General features: G+C 73.0%; 20 protein-coding genes, 1 tRNA gene and 1 pseudogene. 9 read left to right on the plus strand and 13 right to left on the minus strand.

The window, feature by feature from the left end; genetic code table 11:
• Positions 1 to 85: 85 nt before the first annotated feature.
• Entirely contained in the window at positions 86 to 1,330 is a 1,245-nt protein-coding gene (locus tag UW392_RS39910) for a DUF1343 domain-containing protein (RefSeq protein ID WP_320780154.1), read from the minus strand.
• Between the two features lie 177 nt (positions 1,331 to 1,507).
• Between UW392_RS39910 and UW392_RS39915 the strand changes: the two genes are divergently transcribed.
• Both UW392_RS39915 and UW392_RS39920 read left to right on the plus strand, forming a co-directional pair.
• On the plus strand, positions 1,508 to 2,269 hold the full coding sequence (locus UW392_RS39915; protein WP_320780155.1) for an SDR family oxidoreductase: 762 nt from the start codon (positions 1,508 to 1,510) through the stop codon (positions 2,267 to 2,269).
• Between the two features lie 148 nt (positions 2,270 to 2,417).
• Entirely contained in the window at positions 2,418 to 3,011 is a 594-nt protein-coding gene (locus UW392_RS39920) for a TetR/AcrR family transcriptional regulator (protein ID WP_320780156.1), read from the plus strand.
• Between the two features lie 14 nt (positions 3,012 to 3,025).
• On the opposite strand, the gene UW392_RS39925 is transcribed toward UW392_RS39920, so the two are convergent.
• The 3 genes from UW392_RS39925 to UW392_RS39935 all read right to left on the minus strand — a co-directional run bounded on the left by UW392_RS39925 (position 3,026) and on the right by UW392_RS39935 (position 5,748).
• Positions 3,026 to 4,240 carry an acyl-CoA dehydrogenase family protein gene (locus UW392_RS39925; protein WP_320780157.1) on the minus strand — a complete coding sequence of 405 codons (1,215 nt, stop codon included), beginning with the start codon at positions 4,238 to 4,240 and terminating at the stop codon, positions 3,026 to 3,028.
• A 3-nt stretch (positions 4,241 to 4,243) separates the two neighbouring features.
• Entirely contained in the window at positions 4,244 to 5,266 is a 1,023-nt protein-coding gene (locus UW392_RS39930) for a phosphotransferase family protein (RefSeq protein WP_320780158.1), read from the minus strand.
• Between the two features lie 185 nt (positions 5,267 to 5,451).
• On the minus strand, positions 5,452 to 5,748 hold the full coding sequence (locus tag UW392_RS39935; protein WP_320780159.1) for a hypothetical protein: 297 nt from the start codon (positions 5,746 to 5,748) through the stop codon (positions 5,452 to 5,454).
• Positions 5,749 to 5,871: 123 nt separating this feature from the next.
• On the opposite strand from UW392_RS39935, the pseudogene UW392_RS39940 reads away from it, so the two are divergent.
• Positions 5,872 to 6,796: pseudogene (locus tag UW392_RS39940) on the plus strand (NADP-dependent oxidoreductase).
• A 44-nt stretch (positions 6,797 to 6,840) separates the two neighbouring features.
• On the opposite strand, the gene UW392_RS39945 reads toward UW392_RS39940, so the two are convergent.
• Genes UW392_RS39945 through UW392_RS39955 form a run of 3 tightly spaced genes read right to left on the minus strand, consistent with a single transcriptional unit; the run spans position 6,841 to position 8,074 of the window.
• On the minus strand, positions 6,841 to 7,161 hold the full coding sequence (locus UW392_RS39945) for a DUF202 domain-containing protein (protein ID WP_320780171.1): 321 nt from the start codon (positions 7,159 to 7,161) through the stop codon (positions 6,841 to 6,843).
• Positions 7,158 to 7,559, minus strand: coding sequence for a YidH family protein (locus UW392_RS39950; protein WP_320780160.1), 402 nt, complete (start codon positions 7,557 to 7,559; stop codon positions 7,158 to 7,160). The genes UW392_RS39945 and UW392_RS39950 overlap by 4 nt, the downstream gene beginning before the upstream one ends.
• Positions 7,556 to 8,074, minus strand: a complete 519-nt coding sequence (locus tag UW392_RS39955) for an NUDIX hydrolase (RefSeq protein WP_320780161.1) — start codon at positions 8,072 to 8,074, stop codon at positions 7,556 to 7,558. The genes UW392_RS39950 and UW392_RS39955 overlap by 4 nt, the downstream gene beginning before the upstream one ends.
• 201 nt (positions 8,075 to 8,275) lie before the next feature.
• Between UW392_RS39955 and UW392_RS39960 the strand changes: the two genes are divergently transcribed.
• Positions 8,276 to 9,931 carry an FAD-binding dehydrogenase gene (locus tag UW392_RS39960; RefSeq protein ID WP_320780162.1) on the plus strand — a complete coding sequence of 552 codons (1,656 nt, stop codon included), beginning with the start codon at positions 8,276 to 8,278 and terminating at the stop codon, positions 9,929 to 9,931.
• A 66-nt stretch (positions 9,932 to 9,997) separates the two neighbouring features.
• Here the strand turns inward: UW392_RS39960 and UW392_RS39965 are convergent, their stop codons facing one another.
• Together UW392_RS39965 and UW392_RS39970 are read right to left on the minus strand one after the other, a co-directional pair.
• Positions 9,998 to 11,419 (minus strand): gluconate:H+ symporter, encoded by a 1,422-nt coding sequence (locus tag UW392_RS39965; protein WP_320780163.1) that lies wholly within the window; start codon positions 11,417 to 11,419, stop codon positions 9,998 to 10,000.
• 92 nt (positions 11,420 to 11,511) lie between these two features.
• Entirely contained in the window at positions 11,512 to 12,030 is a 519-nt protein-coding gene (locus UW392_RS39970) for a gluconokinase (protein ID WP_320780164.1), read from the minus strand.
• Between the two features lie 144 nt (positions 12,031 to 12,174).
• Here UW392_RS39970 and UW392_RS39975 point away from each other — a divergent pair, with 144 nt between their 5' ends.
• Positions 12,175 to 12,900, plus strand: a complete 726-nt coding sequence (locus UW392_RS39975) for a FadR/GntR family transcriptional regulator (RefSeq protein WP_320780165.1) — start codon at positions 12,175 to 12,177, stop codon at positions 12,898 to 12,900.
• 28 nt (positions 12,901 to 12,928) lie between these two features.
• Here the strand turns inward: UW392_RS39975 and UW392_RS39980 are convergent, their stop codons facing one another.
• Together UW392_RS39980 and UW392_RS39985 are read right to left on the minus strand one after the other, a co-directional pair.
• Positions 12,929 to 13,351, minus strand: a complete 423-nt coding sequence (locus UW392_RS39980; protein WP_320780166.1) for a YchJ family protein — start codon at positions 13,349 to 13,351, stop codon at positions 12,929 to 12,931.
• Positions 13,352 to 13,450: 99 nt separating this feature from the next.
• Positions 13,451 to 13,538, minus strand: a tRNA-Leu gene (locus tag UW392_RS39985).
• Between the two features lie 198 nt (positions 13,539 to 13,736).
• Between UW392_RS39985 and UW392_RS39990 the strand changes: the two genes are divergently transcribed.
• The 3 genes from UW392_RS39990 (at position 13,737) to UW392_RS40000 (ending at position 16,404) form a co-directional block, all read left to right on the plus strand.
• The gene (locus UW392_RS39990) at positions 13,737 to 15,062 is read left to right on the plus strand and encodes a M20/M25/M40 family metallo-hydrolase (protein ID WP_320780167.1); all 1,326 of its coding nucleotides are present in this window, start codon (positions 13,737 to 13,739) and stop codon (positions 15,060 to 15,062) included.
• 149 nt (positions 15,063 to 15,211) lie between these two features.
• Positions 15,212 to 15,448: a chaplin gene (locus UW392_RS39995; RefSeq protein WP_320780172.1), complete on the plus strand. Its 237-nt coding sequence runs from the start codon at positions 15,212 to 15,214 to the stop codon at positions 15,446 to 15,448.
• 164 nt (positions 15,449 to 15,612) lie between these two features.
• Entirely contained in the window at positions 15,613 to 16,404 is a 792-nt protein-coding gene (locus tag UW392_RS40000; protein ID WP_320780168.1) for a chaplin, read from the plus strand.
• 100 nt (positions 16,405 to 16,504) lie between these two features.
• Here the strand turns inward: UW392_RS40000 and UW392_RS40005 are convergent, their stop codons facing one another.
• Positions 16,505 to 16,693, minus strand: a complete 189-nt coding sequence (locus tag UW392_RS40005) for a DUF5703 family protein (RefSeq protein ID WP_005485166.1) — start codon at positions 16,691 to 16,693, stop codon at positions 16,505 to 16,507.
• A 47-nt stretch (positions 16,694 to 16,740) separates the two neighbouring features.
• Here UW392_RS40005 and UW392_RS40010 point away from each other — a divergent pair, with 47 nt between their 5' ends.
• On the plus strand, positions 16,741 to 17,445 hold the full coding sequence (locus UW392_RS40010) for a hypothetical protein (protein WP_320780169.1): 705 nt from the start codon (positions 16,741 to 16,743) through the stop codon (positions 17,443 to 17,445).
• A gap of 12 nt (positions 17,446 to 17,457) precedes the next feature.
• On the opposite strand, the gene UW392_RS40015 is transcribed toward UW392_RS40010, so the two are convergent.
• Positions 17,458 to 18,532: ATP-dependent RecD-like DNA helicase (locus UW392_RS40015; protein ID WP_320780170.1), on the minus strand; the 1,075-nt coding region annotated here is incomplete at its 5' end.

The raw sequence follows: 18,532 nt of genomic DNA on the forward strand, positions 1-18,532 counted from the left end.
GTCGTGCGTTCCGCATCGTCCCGCCGGTGACGGCGGTTGGCCAGACGTCGCGTACGCACGCGGCCCCGGAAGAGCCCTGGCGGTCCTAGCGGTACAGGAGGTACCGCCCGCGCACCCGCCGGAACGCCGCCAGCTCGTCCCGCCAGCCGGCCACGACCTCGTCGGTGCCCGCGCCCGCGTCGATCGCCGTGCGCACCCAGGGGGAGCCGGTCAGCCGGTCGATCCAGTGGTCGGGGCGCCAGGCGAAGCCGCTCCACACCCGCCGCGCGGTGACCAGGAGGCCGATCCCGGTGCGCACGGGGTCGAAGGCGGCCCGGTCGTGCACGTGGAGCTGTATCCCGCCGACCGTCCTCCCCTGGAACTTCGAGGACGTGGGCGCGAAGTACGCCTCCCGGAAGCGCACGCCCGGCAGCCCGAGCCGGTTCGCCTCCTCGGCCCACCGCCGGTCGATCCCCTCCGCGCCGAGCAGTTCGAACGGGCGGGTGGTGCCGCGGCCCTCGGACAGGTTCGTGCCCTCGAAGAGACAGGTGCCGGAGTAGACGAGGGCGGTGTCGGGCGTCGGCATGTTCGGGCTGGGCGGCACCCAGGGCAGCCCCGAGGCGTCGTAGAGGTCCGAGCGCCGCCACCCGGTCATCGTCACCGTCTCCAACGGCACCGGCGCGCTCAGGAACTCCCCGTTGAACAGCCGGGCCAGCTCCGCCACCGTCATCCCGTGCGCCTGGGCGATCGGCTCCCGCCCGACGAACGTCGCGAACTCCCGGTGCAGCACGGGCCCCTGGGCCGAACGCCCGGTCACCGGGTTCGGCCGGTCGAGCACCACGAACCGCTTGCCCGCGAGCCGGGCCGCCGCCATGCAGTCGTACAGCGTCCAGATGTACGTGTAGAAGCGGGCGCCCACGTCCTGGATGTCGAAGACGACGGTGTCCACGCCGGACGCGGTGAAGACGTCGGCGAGCGGCTGCCCGCTCTTGAGGTACGTGTCGTGGACGGGCAGCCCGGTGGCCGGGTCGTCGTGACGGCCCTCCGACCCGCCCGCCTGCGCGGTGCCCCGGAACCCGTGCTCCGGGCCGAAGACGGCGACGAGGTCCACGCGGTCGTCCGCGTGCATGACGTCGACGATGTGGCGGGCGTCGCGCGTGATGCCGGTGGGGTTGGTGACCACGCCGACCCGCTGCCCGTCGAGCGGCGCGTAGCCGTCGGCCGCCAGCCGTTCGAAGCCGGTCCGCAGCCGCCGCCCGCCGTCCGCACCGGGGGCCGCCGCGGCGGGAGCGGCGGTCAGCGCGGTGGCGGCCGTGCCGGCGGCGAGGAGTCCCCGTCTGGTGACTGTCATGGCCATGCACGGTAGCGCGCGGGCGGGCACCGGGGAACGAGGCGTGCGCGACGCCTCCCGTCCGGGTCCCTTCCCCCGCACATACCGACTGGTTAGTCTGTCCGTACGGAGCCGAGGCGAGCCGAGCCGGACCGGGTCGAGCCGTACCGGACCGCACCGTGCAGAAGGAGACCGAGGGTGGAAGCCGTGCAGGACGCGCGAGTGGTCGTCACCGGGGCGGGGAGCGGCATAGGCGCCGCGCTGGCCCGCCGCTTCGCGGCCGAGGGCGCGACCGTCGCCGTCAACGACCTGGACGCGGACCGGGCGAGGGCCGTCGCCGACGAGATCGGCGGCGTCGCGGTCCCCGGCGACGCCTCCGCGATCGTCACCGAGGCGCGGGACGCCCTCGGCGGCACCGTCGACGTGTACTGCGCCAACGCGGGCCTCGGCGCCGGCGGCACGGAGGCGACCGCCGACGACGCCTGGGCGCTGGCCTGGGACGTCAACGTGATGGCGCACGTCCGCGCGGCGCGGGCACTGCTCCCGGACTGGCTGGAGCGCGGCAGCGGCCGTTTCGTCTCCACCGTCTCCGCCGCCGGACTGCTCACCATGATCGGCGCCGCGCCGTACAGCGTCACCAAGCACGGCGCGTACGCCTTCGCCGAGTGGCTGTCACTGACCTACCGCCACCGCGGCCTGAAGGTGCACGCGATCTGCCCCCAAGGGGTGCGCACCGACATGCTGACCGCGTCCGGCAGCGCGGGCGACCTGGTGCTCGCGCCGACCGCCATCGAACCCGTGGACGTCGCGGACGCCTTGTTCCGGGGCATCGAGGAGGACCGCTTCCTCATCCTGCCGCACCCCGAGGTCGCGGAGTACTACCAGGCACGGGCCACGGTCCCGGACCGCTGGCTGACCGGCATGAACCGCGTCCAGCAGAAGTGGGAGTCCGCCGGGTGACCACGGCGCCGTGACTCCCTGCCCGCCGCGCCGGACACGGGTAATGGCAAGATCCTCCGTACACGGCGCACCGAGCGGTGTACACGGCGCACCGAGCGGTGTGCACGGCGCGCAGAGCGGTGGCGGAGCGGAGAGGCAGGTGGCGACAGTGCCCAGGACGACGGACACGGACGGGCAACCCGTCCCGCGGCGGCTGCTGGCCGCCGCCACCCGGCTCTTCGCCGAGCGGGGCTACGACCGCACGTCGGTCCAGGAGATCGTGGAGGCGGCCGGCGTCACCAAGGGCGCCCTGTACCACTACTTCGGCTCCAAGGACGACCTGCTGCACGAGGTGTACGCGCGCGTGCTGCGCGTCCAGCAGGAGCGCCTGGACGCCTTCGCGGACGCCGACGAGCCGGTCGAGGAGCGGCTGCGGGGCGCCGCGGCCGACGTCGTCGTCACGACGATCCAGAACCTCGACGACGCCTCGATCTTCTTCCGCTCGATGCACCACCTGAGCCCCGAGAAGAACAAGCAGGTGCGCGCCGAGCGCCGGCGCTACCACGAACGCTTCCGCGCGCTGATCGAGGAGGGCCAGGAGGCGGGCGTGTTCTCGACGGCGACCCCGGCGGACCTGGTGGTGGACTACCACTTCGGCTCCGTCCACCACCTGTCCACCTGGTACCGCCCCGACGGCCCGCTGACCCCGCAGCAGGTCGCCGACCACCTGGCGGACCTGCTGCTGAGGGCGCTGCGGCCGTAACCGCGTCCGCGCGGCTACAGGTACTTCTTCAGCTCCCGCCGCGCCAGCGACCGCTGGTGCACCTCGTCCGGCCCGTCCGCGAGCATCAGCGTCCGGGCGCCCGCGTACAGCTCGGCCAGCGGGAGGTCCTGGCTCACCCCGCCCGCGCCGTGCAGCTGGATCGCCCGGTCGATGATGTCCACGACCGTGCGCGGGGTGGCGATCTTGATGGCCTGGATCTCGGTGTGGGCGCCCTTGTTGCCGACCGTGTCCATCATCCAGGCGGTCTTCAGCACCAGCAGCCGCAGCTGCTCGACGGCCACGCGCGCGTCCGCGATCCAGTTCTGCACCACGCCCTGCTGCCCCAGCGCCTTGCCGAACGCCGTACGGGAGACCGCCCGCCGGCACATCAGCTCGATGGCCCGCTCCGCCATGCCGATCAGCCGCATGCAGTGGTGGATGCGGCCCGGCCCGAGCCGTGCCTGGGCGATGGCGAAGCCGCCGCCCTCCTCGCCGACCAGGTTCGCCACCGGCACGCGCGCCTGGTCGAACACCACCTCGGCGTGGCCGCCGTGGGAGTGGTCCTCGTAGCCGAACACCTGCATGGCCCGCTGCACGGTGACGCCCGGGGTGTCGCGCGGTACCAGGACCATGGACTGCTGGCGGCGGATGTCCGACCCGTCCGGGTCGGTCTTGCCCATCACGATGAAGATCGCGCAGTCCGGGTTCATCGCCCCGGAGATGTACCACTTGCGCCCGGTGATGACGTAATGGTCACCGTCCCGCTCGATCCGGGTCGTGATGTTCGTGGCGTCGGAGGAGGCCACCTCCGGCTCGGTCATCGCGAACGCCGAGCGGATCTCCCCGGCCAGCAGCGGTTCCAGCCACTGCTTCCGCTGCCGCTCGTCGCCGAACTGCGCGAGCACCTCCATGTTGCCCGTGTCGGGCGCCGCGCAGTTCAGCGCGGTGGGCGCCAGCTGCGGGGAACGGCCGGTGATCTCGGCGAGCGGCGCGTACTGGAGGTTGGTGAGCCCGGCGCCGTACTCGGCGTCCGGCAGGAACAGGTTCCACAGCCCCTGCCGGCGCGCCTCCGCCTTGAGGTCCTCGACGACGGCGGGTGTCTCCCACGGGGACGGCAGTCGCGCGCGCTGCTCGTGGGCGACCGCCTCGGCCGGGTACACGTGCTCGTCCATGAAGGCGAGCAGCCTGGCGCGCAGTTCCTCGGTGCGCGCGTCGAACGCGAAGTCCATGCCTCAGCCTTCCTGGAGGGTGTTCAGTCCGTGCTCGATGAAGACGGGCACCAGGTCGCCGATCCGGTCGAAGCCGCGGCCGACGGTCTGCCCGAGCGTGTAGCGGTAGTGGATGCCCTCCAGGATCACGGCGAGCTTGAACCAGGCGAACGCCGTGTACCAGGGGAGGGCGGACACGTCGCGCCCCGAGCGCTCCGCGTACCGCTCGACCAGCTCGGCCGGGTCCGGGTGCCCGGGGGCGGTGGCGGTCGTGGAGACGGGGGAGTCGGGCAGCCCGAGCGGCACGCTGTACATCACCAGCAGGCCCAGGTCCGTCAGCGGGTCGCCGAGGGTGGACATCTCCCAGTCCAGGACGGCGGCGATGCGGTCGTCCTCGCCCAGCAGCACGTTGTCGAGCCGGAAGTCGCCGTGCACCACGGTGGGCGCGGGGGAGCGCGGCAGCTCGCGGCCCAGGGCGGCGTGCAGTTCGTCGATGCCGGGCAGCTCGCGGTCGCGGGACGCGTCCAGCTGCTTGCCCCAGCGCCGCAGCTGCCGGTCGAGGAAGCCCTCCGGGCGCCCGAAGTCCGCGAGGCCCACCGCCGCCGGGTCCACCGCGTGCAGTGCGACGAGGGTGTCGGCCAGGCCCAGCACGGCGTCGCGGGTGCGCTGCGGGCCGAGCGGGGCGAGCTGCTCGGCGGTGCGGTACGGGGTGCCCGCCACGAACTCCATGACGTAGAACGGCGCGCCGAGCACCTCCTCGTCCTCGCACAGCAGCACGGGCCGCGGCACGGGCACGTCCGTCGGGTGCAGGGCGCTGATGACACGGTGCTCGCGCCGCATGTCGTGCGCGGTGGCCAGCACGTGGCCGAGCGGCGGCCGCCGGACCACCCACCTGCCGGTGCCGTCCGTGACCTCGTACGTCAGGTTGGAGCGCCCGCCCTCGATCAGCCGGCCGGTCAGGGGGCCGCTCACCAGGCCGGGCCGCTCGGCGTCGAGCAGGGCGCGCAGCCGGCCGGGGTCGAGACCCGGCGGGTGGTCAGGGCGCATCGTGGCTCCTACAGGGGGGTCGACAGCACTTTCCTGGAGACCAACCACATGATGCCGACCGGTCGGTATGCCGTCCAGAGGGGGAGCCCGAAGTGACGGGAGTCGCAGCTCACCCGCGCGCCGGCCACGGGAGGCACGTGGTGCCCGCCCGTGGCCGACGTCGCGTCAGCGCCCGCCGGTGCCCGTCAGTGGCAGTCCCAGTGGCCCGCGTGAGCCGCGTGCCGGTGTCCGTCGTGCAGGTAGTCGAGGTGGTCCCCGTGCTCCACCGCGCGGTGCCCGCACTCCGTGCCGTGCCGGTGGTCGTGCCCGTCGTGCGCGGCGTGCTCCCGGGGCTCGCACTCGTCCCAGTGCCCGGAGTGCTCCCGGTGCAGGTGCCCGTCGTGCGCGTAGTCCGTGTGGTCGCCGTGCGGCACGGAGGTGTGCCCGCAGGACGGGCCGTGCGGGTGCTCGTGGGCGGTGTGTTCCTGATGGCTGGTGGTCATGCTGCTCACCTTCGGGGGTACGGGGAGGGACGAGGTCAGGCTAGTCACGGAGTGGGCGCATTCGTCGCTTCCGCGCACTGTGCCCGGCTTGCGTACCGTACGAGTACCCCGGAGGGTCGAGGGATGAAGGCGATCAGCTACAGCCGGTACGGCGGACCGGAGGTCCTGGAGCTCGGGGAGGTGCCCGAGCCGAAACTCGGCCCGGACCAGGTGCTGGTGAGGGTGCGCGCGGCGGCCGTGAACCCCGTGGACTGGAAGGTCCGCGAGGGGCACCTGGACGCGATGCTGCCGGCGGTGTTCCCCGTCGTGCCCGGCTGGGACGTCTCCGGCGTGGTGGAGCGCACCGGCGGCGCCGTCCCGGAGTTCGCGCCCGGCGACGAGGTCATCGGCTACGTCCGCGAGGACTTCGTCTCCCGGGGCACCTTCGCCGAGTACGTGGCCGCCCCGGTCCGCACCCTCGCCCCCAAGCCGCCGGACCTCTCCTTCGAGGAGGCGGCCGGGCTGCCCCTGGCCGGGCTCACCGCCCTGCAGACGCTGACGAAGATCCTCGGCGTGCGGCAGGGCGAGACCGTCCTGGTCAGCGCGGCCGCGGGCGGCGTCGGCTCCCTCGCGGTGCAGATCGCCCGGCACCTCGGCGCCCGCGTCATCGGCACCGCGAGCGAGCGCAACCACGACTTCGTGCGGCGTCTCGGCGGGGAGCCGGTCGTGTACGGGGAGGGGCTCGTCGACCGCGTGCGGGCCCTCGCGCCGGGGGGCGTGGACGCGGCGTTCGACGTGATCGGCGGGGCCAACCTGAAGGAGTTCGCGCAGCTCCTGGCGGTGCACGGGCGGATCGCCTCCATCTCCGACCCGTCCGTCACCGAGTACGGCGGCCAGTACTACTTCGTCCGCCCCGACCCCGCCCCTGCGGCACCTGTCCGACCTGGCCGCCGCGGGAGTGGTCTCGGTGCACGTGTCGGAGACGTTCCCGCTGGAGCGGGCGGCCGAGGCACACCGGTCGAACGAGGAGGGCAGCACCCGGGGCAAGATCGTGGTGACCGTGGGCTGAGAGCCTGTGTCACCTCCGGGCCGGGCCCGCGCCACCGTCCGCCCTCAGACCACCACCAGGACGGTCGCGCACACGGCCAGCGCGACCGTGCACAGCGCGGCCGCGCCGGCCGTGACCGGGGACAGGGCGGCCGGGCGGGGCACCGCCAGGTCCCGCATCCGCGTGTGGGCGAGGACGAGGAGGGCCAGCCACAGCGCCGCGCACAGGGCGCACACCACGACACCGCCCGCCGAGGGCCCGCCGGCCAGGGCCGTCCGCGCGGCGAGCACGCCGGCGACGGTGACCGACAGGGTCGTACGCCGCCACGCCAGCCGCGTACGCTCCGGCTGGAGCCCCGGGTCACGCTCCTCGCGCACGGGGCTCAGCCCTCCCACCCCACCAGTACCACGACGGCCATGGCCACGGCGACGACGGCCACGACGACGGCGAGCAGGGCGGGGAAGCGCGACACGGGCAGGTCCTCGCCCCGCCGCATCGCCCGTTCGACCCGCACCCAGTGGCTGACGGCGCGCAACGAGCACAGCACGCCGGTCGAGAGCAGGGCGAGGGCGAGACCCACCCGCCAGCCCCACCGCAGGTCCGGCAGGAACTGGTCCACCGCGAAACCCCCGCCGATCAGCGCCAGCGCGGTCCGCAGCCAGGCGAGGAAGGTCCGTTCGTTCGCCAGCGAGAACCGGTAGTCGGGCGTCGTGCCCTCGTCACGGATCTCCCGGGGCACGAACCACAGCCGGACGTCGCGCGCGAACCTCCGGGCGGCCGTCACGGGCGCCCGCCGTGCACCCCGAGCCGTTCGTACGCGGCGAGCCCGTCCGGCGTCCACTCCCACATGCCGAGCCGCTCCTCCAGCTCGTCCCGGGTCAGGAAGGCGTGCCAGGCGACCTCCTCCACCTGGGGGTCCACCGGCAGGTCGCACCGCACCTCGTACACCGCGGACCACCACGTGCCGCCGCCCGGGTCGCCCTCGTACAGGAACTTGAAGAGGAACGTGGGCCGGGGCAGCCCGCTCACCCCCAGCTCCTCCTCGGCCTCGCGGTGGGCGGCGTCGTCGTAGGACTCGCCCGCGCCGACGACCCCGCCGACGAACATGTCGTACCGCGAGGGGAAGACCTGCTTGGTCGCGGTGCGGCGGTGGACGAAGATCCGCCCCCGCGCGTCCCGCACCAGGACGAAGGCGCAGCGGTGGCGCAGCCCGCGCGCGTACGCCTCTCCCCGGGGCGACTGCCCGACGACCCGGTCGTCCTCGTCCACGATGTCGATGATCTCTTCGGCGGCGCTCATGTGCTCATCCAACCAGCGGGGTCCGACAACCGGCCCGCCCGGCCGGGGCGGCGGCCCGCACCCGAACGGTTGACTGGGGAACCGGTGTGCCCAAGGATGCCGTCCCGTAGCCACCTACCGACCGGTCACCATGTCCGGCACCGCGCTGATCCCCTACCGCGTTGCTTCCCCTACCGCGCTGATTCCCCGAAGGACGGCCCCATGGCGTACGACGCAGACGTGATCGTGATCGGGGCAGGTCTCGCCGGTCTGGCGGCCACCGCGGAGCTCGCCGACGCGGGCCGCTCGGTGATCCTCCTCGACCAGGAGCCCGAGCAGTCGCTGGGCGGCCAGGCCTTCTGGTCCTTCGGCGGGCTGTTCCTCGTGAACTCGCCCGAACAGCGCCGGATGCGCATCCGCGACAGCCACGCGCTCGCCCTCCAGGACTGGATGGGCACCGCCCGCTTCGACCGGCCCGAGGACCACTGGCCGCGCAAGTGGGCCGAGGCGTACGTGGACTTCGCCGCCGGCGAGAAGCGCGCCTGGCTGCACCGGCAGGGCGTGCGGTTCTTCCCGCTGGTGGGCTGGGCGGAGCGCGGCGGCTACGACGCCACCGGGCACGGCAACTCGGTGCCCCGCTTCCACATCACGTGGGGGACCGGGCCGGGGCTCCTCGCGCCCTTCGTACGGCGGGTGCGGGCCGCCGCGGACCGCGGGCTGGTCCAGCTCCGCTTCCGGCACCGCGTCACCGGGCTGTCCCGCAGCGCGGGCGCCGTCGACACCGTCACGGGGGAGGTCCTGCAGCCCTCGGACATCGAGCGCGGGCAGGCCAGCAGCCGCGCGGTCACCGGCGCGTTCGAACTCCGCGCCCAGGCGGTGATCGTCACTTCCGGCGGCATCGGCGGCGACCACGACCTCGTCCGCACCCACTGGCCGAAGCGGCTGGGCACCCCGCCGGAGCGGATGGTGGCCGGAGTCCCCGCCCACGTGGACGGCAGGATGCTCGGCATCGCGGAGAAGGCGGGCGGGCACCTCATCAACCGCGACCGGATGTGGCACTACACCGAGGGCGTGCGGAACTGGGACCCCGTCTGGGAGAACCACGGCATCCGCATCCTGCCCGGCCCCTCGTCGCTGTGGCTGGACGCACGCGGCCGGCGGCTGCCCGTACCGCTGTTCCCGGGCTTCGACACCCTCGGCACCCTCGAACACATCATGGGGACCGGGTTCGAGCACACGTGGTTCGTGCTGAACAGGAAGATCATCGGCAAGGAGTTCACGCTCTCGGGCTCCGAGCAGAACCCCGACCTCACGGGGAAGTCCGTCCGGGGCGTCCTGGACCGGGCGCGCTCCGACGTACCCGGCCCGGTCAGGGCCTTCATGGACCACGGAGCGGACTTCGTCGTCGAGAAGGACCTCGGCGCGCTCGTCCGCGGGATGAACGCCCTCACCGGAGAGCCCCTGATCGACGAGGCGGAGCTGCGCCGGGAGATCGTCGCCCGCGACCGCGAGATCGCCAACCCCTACACCAAGGACCTCCAGATCACGGCGGTCCGGGGCACCCGCGCCTACCTCGGCGACCGGCTCATCCGCACCGCCGCCCCGCACCGCGTCCTCGACCCGAAGGCGGGCCCGCTGATCGCCGTGCGGCTGAACATCCTCACCCGCAAGACCCTCGGCGGCCTGGAGACGGACCTCTCCTCGCGCGTCCTCACCGAGGGCGGCGACCCGCTCCAGGGCGTGTACGCGGCGGGCGAGGCGGCCGGCTTCGGCGGGGGCGGCGTGCACGGTTACCGGTCGTTGGAGGGCACCTTCCTGGGGGGCTGCCTGTTCTCCGGCCGCACGGCGGGCCGGGCGGCCGCGAGGGCGGTCGCCTGACCTCGCCGTGCGCGGTACACCGACCGGCACCGGTCCGCGGGGCGGCGGCCGGTGCCGGTCACGGCCCTAGATCACCAGGGACAGCAGCAGCACCAGGGCGCCGCCGACCACGGAGATGACGCACTCCATCATCGACCAGGTCTTCAGGTTCTGCCCGACGCTGAGCCCGAAGTACTCCTTGACCAGCCAGAACCCGGCGTCGTTCACATGGCTGAAGAAGACCGAGCCCGCGCCGATGGCCAGCACCAGCAGGGCGGCGTGGGTGGTCGACATGTCGGCCGCCAGCGGCGCGACCAGACCGGCCGCCGAGATGGTGGCCACGGTCGCCGAACCGGTCGCCAGCCGGATCACCACCGCGATCAGCCAGGCCAGCAGCATCGCGGGGATGGACCAGTCCTTGGAGATGTCCAGGACCATCTCGCCGACGCCCGAATCGATCAGCGTCTGCTTGAAGCCGCCGCCGGCGCCGACGATGAGCAGGATGCCCGCGATCGGGCCGAGGGACTTCTCGACGGTCTCGGCGAGCCGCCCCTTGGTGAAGCCGGCCGGCCTGCCCAGGGTGAACATGCCCACGAGCACGGCCACCAGCAGCGCGATCATCGGGGAGCCGACGACGTCGAAGACACGCTGCACGGTGTTCTCGGGGTCGTCGACGACGATGTCCACCAGCGCCTTGGCCAGCATCAGCACGACCGGCAGCATCACGGTGGCCAGGGTCGCCCCGAAGCTGGGGCGGCGCACGGCCTCCTTGGAGACGCGCCCGTCCGACTGCTCCTCGGAGGCGCGCGGCAGCATGCGCTCGGGCACCGGGACGTCCACCCAGCGGGCGGCGATCTTCGAGAACACCGGACCGGCGATGATCACCGTCGGAATGGCGACCAGCACACCGAGGGCGAGGGTCACCCCGAGGTCGGCGCCGACGGAGTCGATCGCGGCCAGCGGGCCGGGGTGCGGCGGCACCAGGGCGTGCATCACGGACAGGCCCGCGAGCGCGGGGATGCCGATGCGCATCAGGTTGTGGTTGCCGCGCTTGGCGACCATCAGCACGACCGGGATCAGCAGCACGATGCCGACCTCGAAGAAGAGCGGCAGGCCGACCACCGAGGCGATCAGCACCATCGCCCACGGCATGGAGCGGCCGCTCGCCCGCGCCAGGATCGTGTCGACGATCTGGTCGGCGCCGCCGGAGTCGGCGAGCAGCTTGCCGAGGATCGCGCCGAGGGCGATCAGGACGCCGACGCCGGCGACCGTGGAGCCGAGTCCGCTGGTGAAGCTGGAGATCGCCTTGTCCAGGGGCGCCCCGGCGGCGGCGCCGAGCACCAGCGTGCCGATCGTCAGGGACAGGAAGGCGTTCAGCTTGAACTTGGTGATGAGCAGCACGATGGCGGCGATGCCCGCCAGTACGGCGATGCCCAGCTGTGCGTGGCCCGCCGAGGTGATCGGTTCGGCGGCGTCCGCTGCCAGCATCTCGACGCTGAGTCTGGTCACGGTGGTTCCTTGCGAGTACGGAGTACGGAGTACGGAGTACGGAAGTACGGATGTGCGGGGGAGGTGGGGAGGGCCGGGCCGGCCCGCCGGGCCTAGGAAGCGGGCCGGTCGAGATCGCCCAGCGCGGCCACGGCCCGCTCGGCGATCTCCTCGGGGCTGCCCGAGACGTCGACCGCGACGCCCCGCTCGTCCGCGCCGAGCGGCTGGAGCGTGGCGAACTGCGAGTCCAGCAGGGCGGTCGGCATGAAGTGGCCCTGCCGCTTGCCCATCCGGTCCTCGATGAGCGCCCGGTCACCGCTGAGGTGCACGAAGACGAGGTCCGGCGCGGCCGCGCGCAGCCGGTCGCGGTAGGCGCGCTTGAGCGCCGAGCAGCTCACCACCCCACCCAGCCCGGACCGCTCGTGGGCCCACGCGCCGATGGCGTCCAGCCACGGTCCGCGGTCCGCGTCGTCCAGGGGGGTACCGGCCGACATCTTGGCGATGTTCGCTTCCGGGTGGAAGTCGTCGCCCTCGGCGTACGGAACGCCGAGCCGGGACGCGAGCAGGGGGCCGATCGTGGTCTTGCCGGTTCCTGCCACACCCATGACCACGACGACGTGGGGGGTACGCATGACTACCTCGCTGTGTGTCTTCGTCGACATCGGACGTCACCTGACGTCGAGGACACTGAAACCCATTAGGTACGACGAATTCAAGAGCCTGTGACATATAAGTCTGACTTTTTCCGAGCGCGGCCCACCTCGTACGCTGAGCCCATGAGCACACGGGGCCGGGGGTTGCACGGACACGTACTGGACCTCCTCGGGCCGGCCATCACCGCGGGTGAGTACCCGCCGGGCAGCGTCCTGCGCACCGATGAGCTGGCGCAGCGCTTCGAGGTGTCGCGCTCGGTGATGCGCGAGGCGGTGCGCGTGCTGGAGTCCATGCAGCTGGTCGAGTCCCGCCGCCGCGTCGGGGTGACGGTCCGCCCGGCCGTCGAGTGGAACCTCTACGACCCCGAGGTCATCCGCTGGCGGCTGGCCGGCGCCGACCGGCCGCGCCAGCTGCGCTCGCTCACCGTGCTGCGCTCCGCGGTCGAACCGGTCGCCGCGGGGCTGGCCGCGCAGCACGCCACCGCCGAGCAGTGCGCCGAGCTCACCGAGTGCGCCCTCGGCATGGTGGCCAACTCGCGCGGCCACCGCCTGGAGGGGTACCTCTTCCACGACGTGGCCTTCCACCGCGTCGTCCTCAACGCGTCGGGCAACGAGATGTTCGCCCGCCTGGGCGACGTGGTCGCGGAGGTCCTCACGGGCCGTACCCAGCACGAGGTCATGTTCGAGGATCCCGACCCGGCCGCCGTCACCCTGCACGTCCAGGTCGCCGAGGCGGTCCGCGCGGGCGACGCGGCCCGGGCGGAGCGGCTCACCCGGGAGATCACGCTCGGCGCGCTCGAGGAGCTCGACATCCTGGCACCGAACAGCCGGCCCGCGACCACGGGGTGAACACCTCCCTGACGCGCGCCGTGGGGGCCTACTCCTCGACGTCCCCGTCCACGTACACCCACGCCCCGCCGACCCGCTCGAAACGGCTGTGCTCGCGCAGCGCGCCCCCGCGGTAGGAGGCCCGGAAGGTCACCGTCCCGGTGGTGTGGAAGGCCGAGCCGCCGGACGTCCCCAGCACCTCCAGGCCGGTCCACGCCGGACCGGGGCCGAGGTCGAGCCCCTGGGGCCGCGTCCGCGGGTGCCAGGTCCGCAGCAGGTACGCCTCGTCCCGCCGGACGTAGGCGCTGTACCGGGACCGCATCAGCGCCTCGGCGGTCGGCGCCGTCCCGGCACCCCCGTGGAAGCGGCCGCAGCACTTCTCGTACGTCTCCGCGAGGCCGCAGGGGCAGGAGGGGGCGTGCGAGGAGCCGGAGGCGGGCCTGCGCCGGGAGGAGGGGGTGCGTCGGGACATGCCCCCATTCTGCTGCACCCGGTGGTGCCTCCCGCTTCCGCGCCGGACGCACCGGACATGCCGAAGGCCCCGCTTCTCATCGAAGCGGGGCCTTCGCCGTGGTGTCCGAGGGGGGACTTGAACCCCCACGCCCGATAAAGGGCACTAGCACCTCAAGCTAGCGCGTCTGCCATTCCGCCACCCGGACAAGGTGTCTGTCGTGCGGGGTCTCCCTCGCGGCGACAGAGAAAACATTACCAGGCTTTCGAGGGCCTTCGATCACCCCCCGTTCCACCCGGCCTCCCGGCGTGAACGGCGCGTGACGGGCCGGGCCCGGTCTTGGGCGGACGGGGTGACGGAGGGAGGATGAGGGGGACCACCAGCGAGGACAGCGGGAGGAAGCAGCGTGAGCGAGACGGACACGACCAGGCGCGTCACCGGCGAGGACGAGGTCGTGGACCTCTGCCGCGACCTGATCCGCATCGACACCAGCAACTACGGCGACCACTCCGGCCCGGGCGAGCGCAAGGCCGCCGAGTACGTCGCGGAGAAGCTCGCCGAGGTGGGCCTCGACCCGAAGATCATCGAGTCGCACAAGGGGCGCGCCTCCACGGTCGCCCGCATCGAGGGCGAGGACCCGTCCAGGCCCGCGCTCCTCATCCACGGCCACACCGACGTCGTCCCGGCGAACGCCTCCGACTGGACCCACCACCCGTTCTCCGGCGAGATCGCGGACGGGTGCGTGTGGGGGCGCGGCGCCGTCGACATGAAGGACATGGACGCCATGACCCTGGCGGTCGTGCGCGACCGGCTGCGCAGCGGCCGCAAGCCCCCGCGCGACATCGTGCTCGCCTTCCTCGCCGACGAGGAGGCCGGCGGCACGTACGGCGCGAAGTACCTGGTCGACAAGCACCCGGACCTCTTCGAGGGGGTCACCGAGGCCATCGGCGAGGTCGGCGGGTTCTCCTTCACCGTCAACGAGAAGCTGCGGCTCTACCTCGTCGAGACCGCCGAGAAGGGCATGCACTGGATGCGGCTCACCGTGGACGGCACGGCCGGGCACGGCTCGATGACCAACACGGACAACGCCATCACCGAGCTGAGCGAGGCGGTCGGCCGGCTCGGGCGGCACACCTGGCCGGTGCGGGTCACCAAGACCGTACGGTCCTTCCTCGACGAGCTCTCCGACGCGCTCGGCACCGAGCTCGACCCGGAGAACATGGACGAGACGCTCGCCAAGCTCGGCGGCATCGCCAAGATGATCGGCACGACCCTGCGCAACACGGCCGCCCCCACCATGCTCGGCGCCGGCTACAAGGTCAACGTCATCCCGGGCCAGGCCACCGCCCACGTCGACGGGCGCTTCCTGCCGGGGTACGAGGAGGAGTTCCTCGCCGACCTCGACCGGATCCTCGGCCCGCGGGTCAAGCGGGAGGACGTGCACGCGGACAAGGCCCTGGAGACCGACTTCGACGGCCGGCTCGTGGACGCCATGCAGAGCGCGCTCGGCGCCGAGGACCCGATCGCCCGGGCCGTGCCGTACATGCTCTCCGGCGGCACCGACGCCAAGTCCTTCGACGACCTCGGCATCCGCTGCTTCGGCTTCGCGCCGCTGCAGCTGCCGCCGGAGCTGGACTTCGCCGGCATGTTCCACGGCGTGGACGAGCGGGTGCCGGTGGACGGACTGAAGTTCGGCGTGCGGGTGCTCGACCGCTTCATCGACGAGTCCTGAACGCCGTCACCGACGGCCTGATTCGTCCGCCCGTACGATGATCGACCGGCACGAGTGAATGAAAGCATTAACTCGTATCCTGATTACCTCCTCCTCGTTCTCGTCATGTGATCCGGATTTGGGGATCGCGTTGTTGACGAGGAGGAATGATGATCAAGAAGTTCGTTGCCGTCGCGGCCGTCACGGGTGGTCTGGTTATGGCGGGCGCGGGCATGGCCGCCGCCACCCCGGGTGGCACCCAGGGCACGGCCATCGGTTCCCCGGGCATCCTCTCCGGGAACGTCGTGCAGGTGCCCGTCCACGTCCCGGTGAACATCTGCGGCAACACGGTCAACGTGGTCGGGCTGCTGAACCCCGCCTTCGGCAACACCTGCGTCAACCAGTGACGTCGTGCCCCCCTTGAGGCCCTGAGCCCGTTCGGCCCCGGAACGCGTGCCACGCGTTCCGGGGCCGAACGGCTTCTCCGAGGAAGCCCGGCCGGAGAACCCGGTCGGGCGGTCCAGCCGGAAAGTGCAGGACGACCACGACTGTGAAAGCAGGAATTGCAGCGATGCGACAGGTCACCCGCAGAGGCCTGATGACCGTGGCGGCCGCGACGGGCGTCATCGCCGCGAGCGGCGGCTACGCGAACGCCGACTCCGGCGCCCACGACTCCACCACACACTCGCCCGGTGTGCTCACGGGCAACTCCGTCCAGGCGCCGGTGTACGCCCCGGTCGACGTCTGCGGCAACACCGTGACCGTCGCGGGGACGCTCGACCCGGCGGTGGGCAACAGGTGCGGCGACCAGGGCGGCGGAGGGCGCGAGGAGAACGGGCCCGGTGGCCACCGGACCGAGCCCCGGACCACCGAGACCGAGGGGCATGCCGCGGACTCGTCCGGGATCGGCTCCGGGAACCACGTGCAGGCGCCGGTGTACGCCCCGGTCGACGTCTGCGGGAACTCCGTGGAGGTCGCCGCCACCGGCACTCCCGCCCCCGGTGGCGCCGAGTGCGGGACCGGTCACGGCGGTGGCCGCGGGGCGGCCCCGGGGATCGCGGCGGGCTTCGAGGCGACCGGCGGGCCCGGCGGATCGGGACTCTCCGGTGCGCGGGACGACGCGTCCCCCTTCGGTGGGCCCGTCGGACGTGACGAACACGGGGGACCCGGTGAACCGGGCGCCCTGTTCCCGGCCGGTACCCGGGGGAGCCTCCTCGCCGGGCAGGACACCACCTCCACCCAGGACGTCGCACAGCTCGCCCGGACCGGCGCCGAGCTGCCGCTCGGCCTGGTGCTCCCGGCCGGCGCGGGCGCGCTGCTCGGCGGCGCCCTGCTCTACCGCAAGGCCCGTGCCGCCGGGTGACCGACGGTACGGACCGCCGGCGCGCGACCCCGCCGCCGGCACGGCGGAGCGGGCCCCGCAGCAGCGGGGCCCGCTCCGTATGTGTCGCGGTCGCCCGTCCTCACCACGTCGCGCGCACCTGGCGGATGATCCGTCGGCGCAGCCGCACCCTGCGGCTCCCGTCACGCAGCAGGCTCAGGCGGTCCAGTTCCCAGTGACCGTACTCGGCATGGTCCGTCAGCAGACGTGTGGCGTCCTTGCGGGAGACCCCGCGCGGCACGTACACGTCGACAAATTCGTATTCCGGCATCGCATCTATTGTGCGGGCTGGGGCCCGGTACGGATAGCGTCTGCACTATGTCTGATGCTGCGCAGCCGACCGCTGCCGAGGTACGCGCCGCCGCCGAGGCGGTCAAGACCGCGCTCGACCGCCACCTGGCGGCGGTCGAGCTGAGGGCGGAGGAAGACGCCCCGACCGTCACCGAAGCGTTCAACGAGCTGGCCGCCGCGGCCGAGACCTACGACGAACTCCTCTTCCAGCGCTACAACGAGGTCACGCCCTTCGACATCCCCGGCGCGGTGCCGCCCTACACCGGCCCGGAACCCGAGGCCATCAGCGTGCTGATCCGGCGGGACTACACCGTGGCCGAACCGCAGCGGCTCCTGGCACAGGCACAGCGCGTCGAGGCCGCCGAGGACGACGGGGCGGGCCCCCGGAACTCCGGCGGCACGGGTACCGCGCACGCGCTGGACGTCGTGTTCGGCGAGTTCGAGGCGGACGAGATCGCCTCGCGGCACAAGGAGTTCGGCCTGGAGGAGGGCGACTCCACGCTCTGGATCACCGTCCTGGACGAGCCCGCCGAACCAGGTGAATGGCTGGAGACCCCCTTCGAGCAGCCCGAACAGGAGCGGGTCATCTGTCGGTTCGACGCCAGCGCGGTCTTCGACGAGGACGAGGACGACGCCGACGGCGGCCACGAGGACGGTCTCCGCCCCGCCCCCGTGTTCGCCGGGGACCTGGACGACGACGAGGACCTGGAACCGCTGGACGCGGATCGCTGACCCCCGCTCCGGTCAACCGGCCGTCGGCAGCAGCGCCTTGAGCAGGGTGACCAGGCGCGTCGTACGGGGCTTGGCGGGAACCTCGGCGACGGCCCGGGGCAGGGCCTGCTCCACGCCGTGGACCACGGACAGATGGCGCTCGGCCCGCCCGAAGGCCGTGTAGATCCACGGGCGGTTCAGGGCCTTGACCGCGTCCCCGGGCAGCACCACGACCACGGCCGGCCACCGCTGTCCCACGGCCTGGTGCGCGGTCAGTGCCCACCCGTGCCGCACGGACTGCTCCACGCGCTCCTTCGGTACGACGACGGGGGCCCCCGCGCACTCCAGGTGCAGCCCCTCGGCGTCGGCCCGCACCACGCGGCCCAAGGCCGTACGGCCCGGTGCGGGGGAGAAGACGATCCGGTCGCCGGGGTCGAAGCCGCCGAAGCGGCCGGGGCCGGGGTTCAGCCGCTCCTTGAGCACGGTGTTGAGCGCGCGGGTGCCGGCCGCGCCCCCGTGGCCCGGGGTGATCACCTGGGTCTGCTCCGCCGGAACCCCGATCGCCCGCGGCACGGAGTCCGCGACCAGCTGCACGGTGCGGTGCACGGCCTCACCGGCCTCCCGCACCGGCACGATCACGACCTCCTTGCCCGGTGCGTCGACCTGGTTCAGCTCGCCGACACCGATGCCGGAGACCAGCTCGCCCAGCGGTCCCGGGTCGGGCTTGCGCGAGGCGACCTGGGGGCAGACCCGTGCCGCCAGCAGGTCCGCGAAGACCCGCCCCGGACCCGCCGACCACAGCACCCCGGGATCGCCGCTGAGCACGAGCCGGGCCCCGTCGGGCAGCGACTCGGCCAGCACGGCCGCGGTCTCGACGTCGAGCTGCGGGGCGTCGAGCACGACGAGGAGGTCGAGCGCCAGCGCGCCGTCCGCGTCCCGCCCGGGCCCCTGCGCACCGGAGAGCAGCCCGGCCACGGTGGCCACCGCATCGAGGGCGTCGTGCGCCTCGGTCGCCTGTCCGGTCCCGTCCCGGTCCGCGGCGGCGAGCAGCCGTGCGAACCGCTGCCTGCCGTCCGCGCCGTGCGTGGCGGCATGGGCCCGCAGGCCG

This window comes from Streptomyces sp. CRN 30 (assembly GCF_034105845.1).

Excerpts from the sequence above, each read along its gene's own strand:
- UW392_RS39910 (WP_320780154.1), bottom strand. The coding sequence starts at position 1,330 with ATGACAGTCACCAGACGGGGACTCCTCGCCGCCGGCACGGCCGCCACC.
- UW392_RS39925 (WP_320780157.1), bottom strand. The coding sequence starts at position 4,240 with ATGGACTTCGCGTTCGACGCGCGCACCGAGGAACTGCGCGCCAGGCTG.
- UW392_RS39930 (WP_320780158.1), bottom strand. The coding sequence starts at position 5,266 with ATGCGCCCTGACCACCCGCCGGGTCTCGACCCCGGCCGGCTGCGCGCC.
- UW392_RS39935 (WP_320780159.1), bottom strand. The coding sequence starts at position 5,748 with ATGACCACCAGCCATCAGGAACACACCGCCCACGAGCACCCGCACGGC.
- UW392_RS39955 (WP_320780161.1), bottom strand. The coding sequence starts at position 8,074 with ATGAGCGCCGCCGAAGAGATCATCGACATCGTGGACGAGGACGACCGG.
- UW392_RS39960 (WP_320780162.1), top strand. The coding sequence starts at position 8,276 with ATGGCGTACGACGCAGACGTGATCGTGATCGGGGCAGGTCTCGCCGGT.
- UW392_RS39970 (WP_320780164.1), bottom strand. The coding sequence starts at position 12,030 with ATGCGTACCCCCCACGTCGTCGTGGTCATGGGTGTGGCAGGAACCGGC.
- UW392_RS39975 (WP_320780165.1), top strand. The coding sequence starts at position 12,175 with ATGAGCACACGGGGCCGGGGGTTGCACGGACACGTACTGGACCTCCTC.
- UW392_RS39980 (WP_320780166.1), bottom strand. The coding sequence starts at position 13,351 with ATGTCCCGACGCACCCCCTCCTCCCGGCGCAGGCCCGCCTCCGGCTCC.
- UW392_RS39995 (WP_320780172.1), top strand. The coding sequence starts at position 15,212 with ATGATCAAGAAGTTCGTTGCCGTCGCGGCCGTCACGGGTGGTCTGGTT.
- UW392_RS40000 (WP_320780168.1), top strand. The coding sequence starts at position 15,613 with ATGCGACAGGTCACCCGCAGAGGCCTGATGACCGTGGCGGCCGCGACG.
- UW392_RS40005 (WP_005485166.1), bottom strand. The coding sequence starts at position 16,693 with ATGCCGGAATACGAATTTGTCGACGTGTACGTGCCGCGCGGGGTCTCC.
- UW392_RS40010 (WP_320780169.1), top strand. The coding sequence starts at position 16,741 with ATGTCTGATGCTGCGCAGCCGACCGCTGCCGAGGTACGCGCCGCCGCC.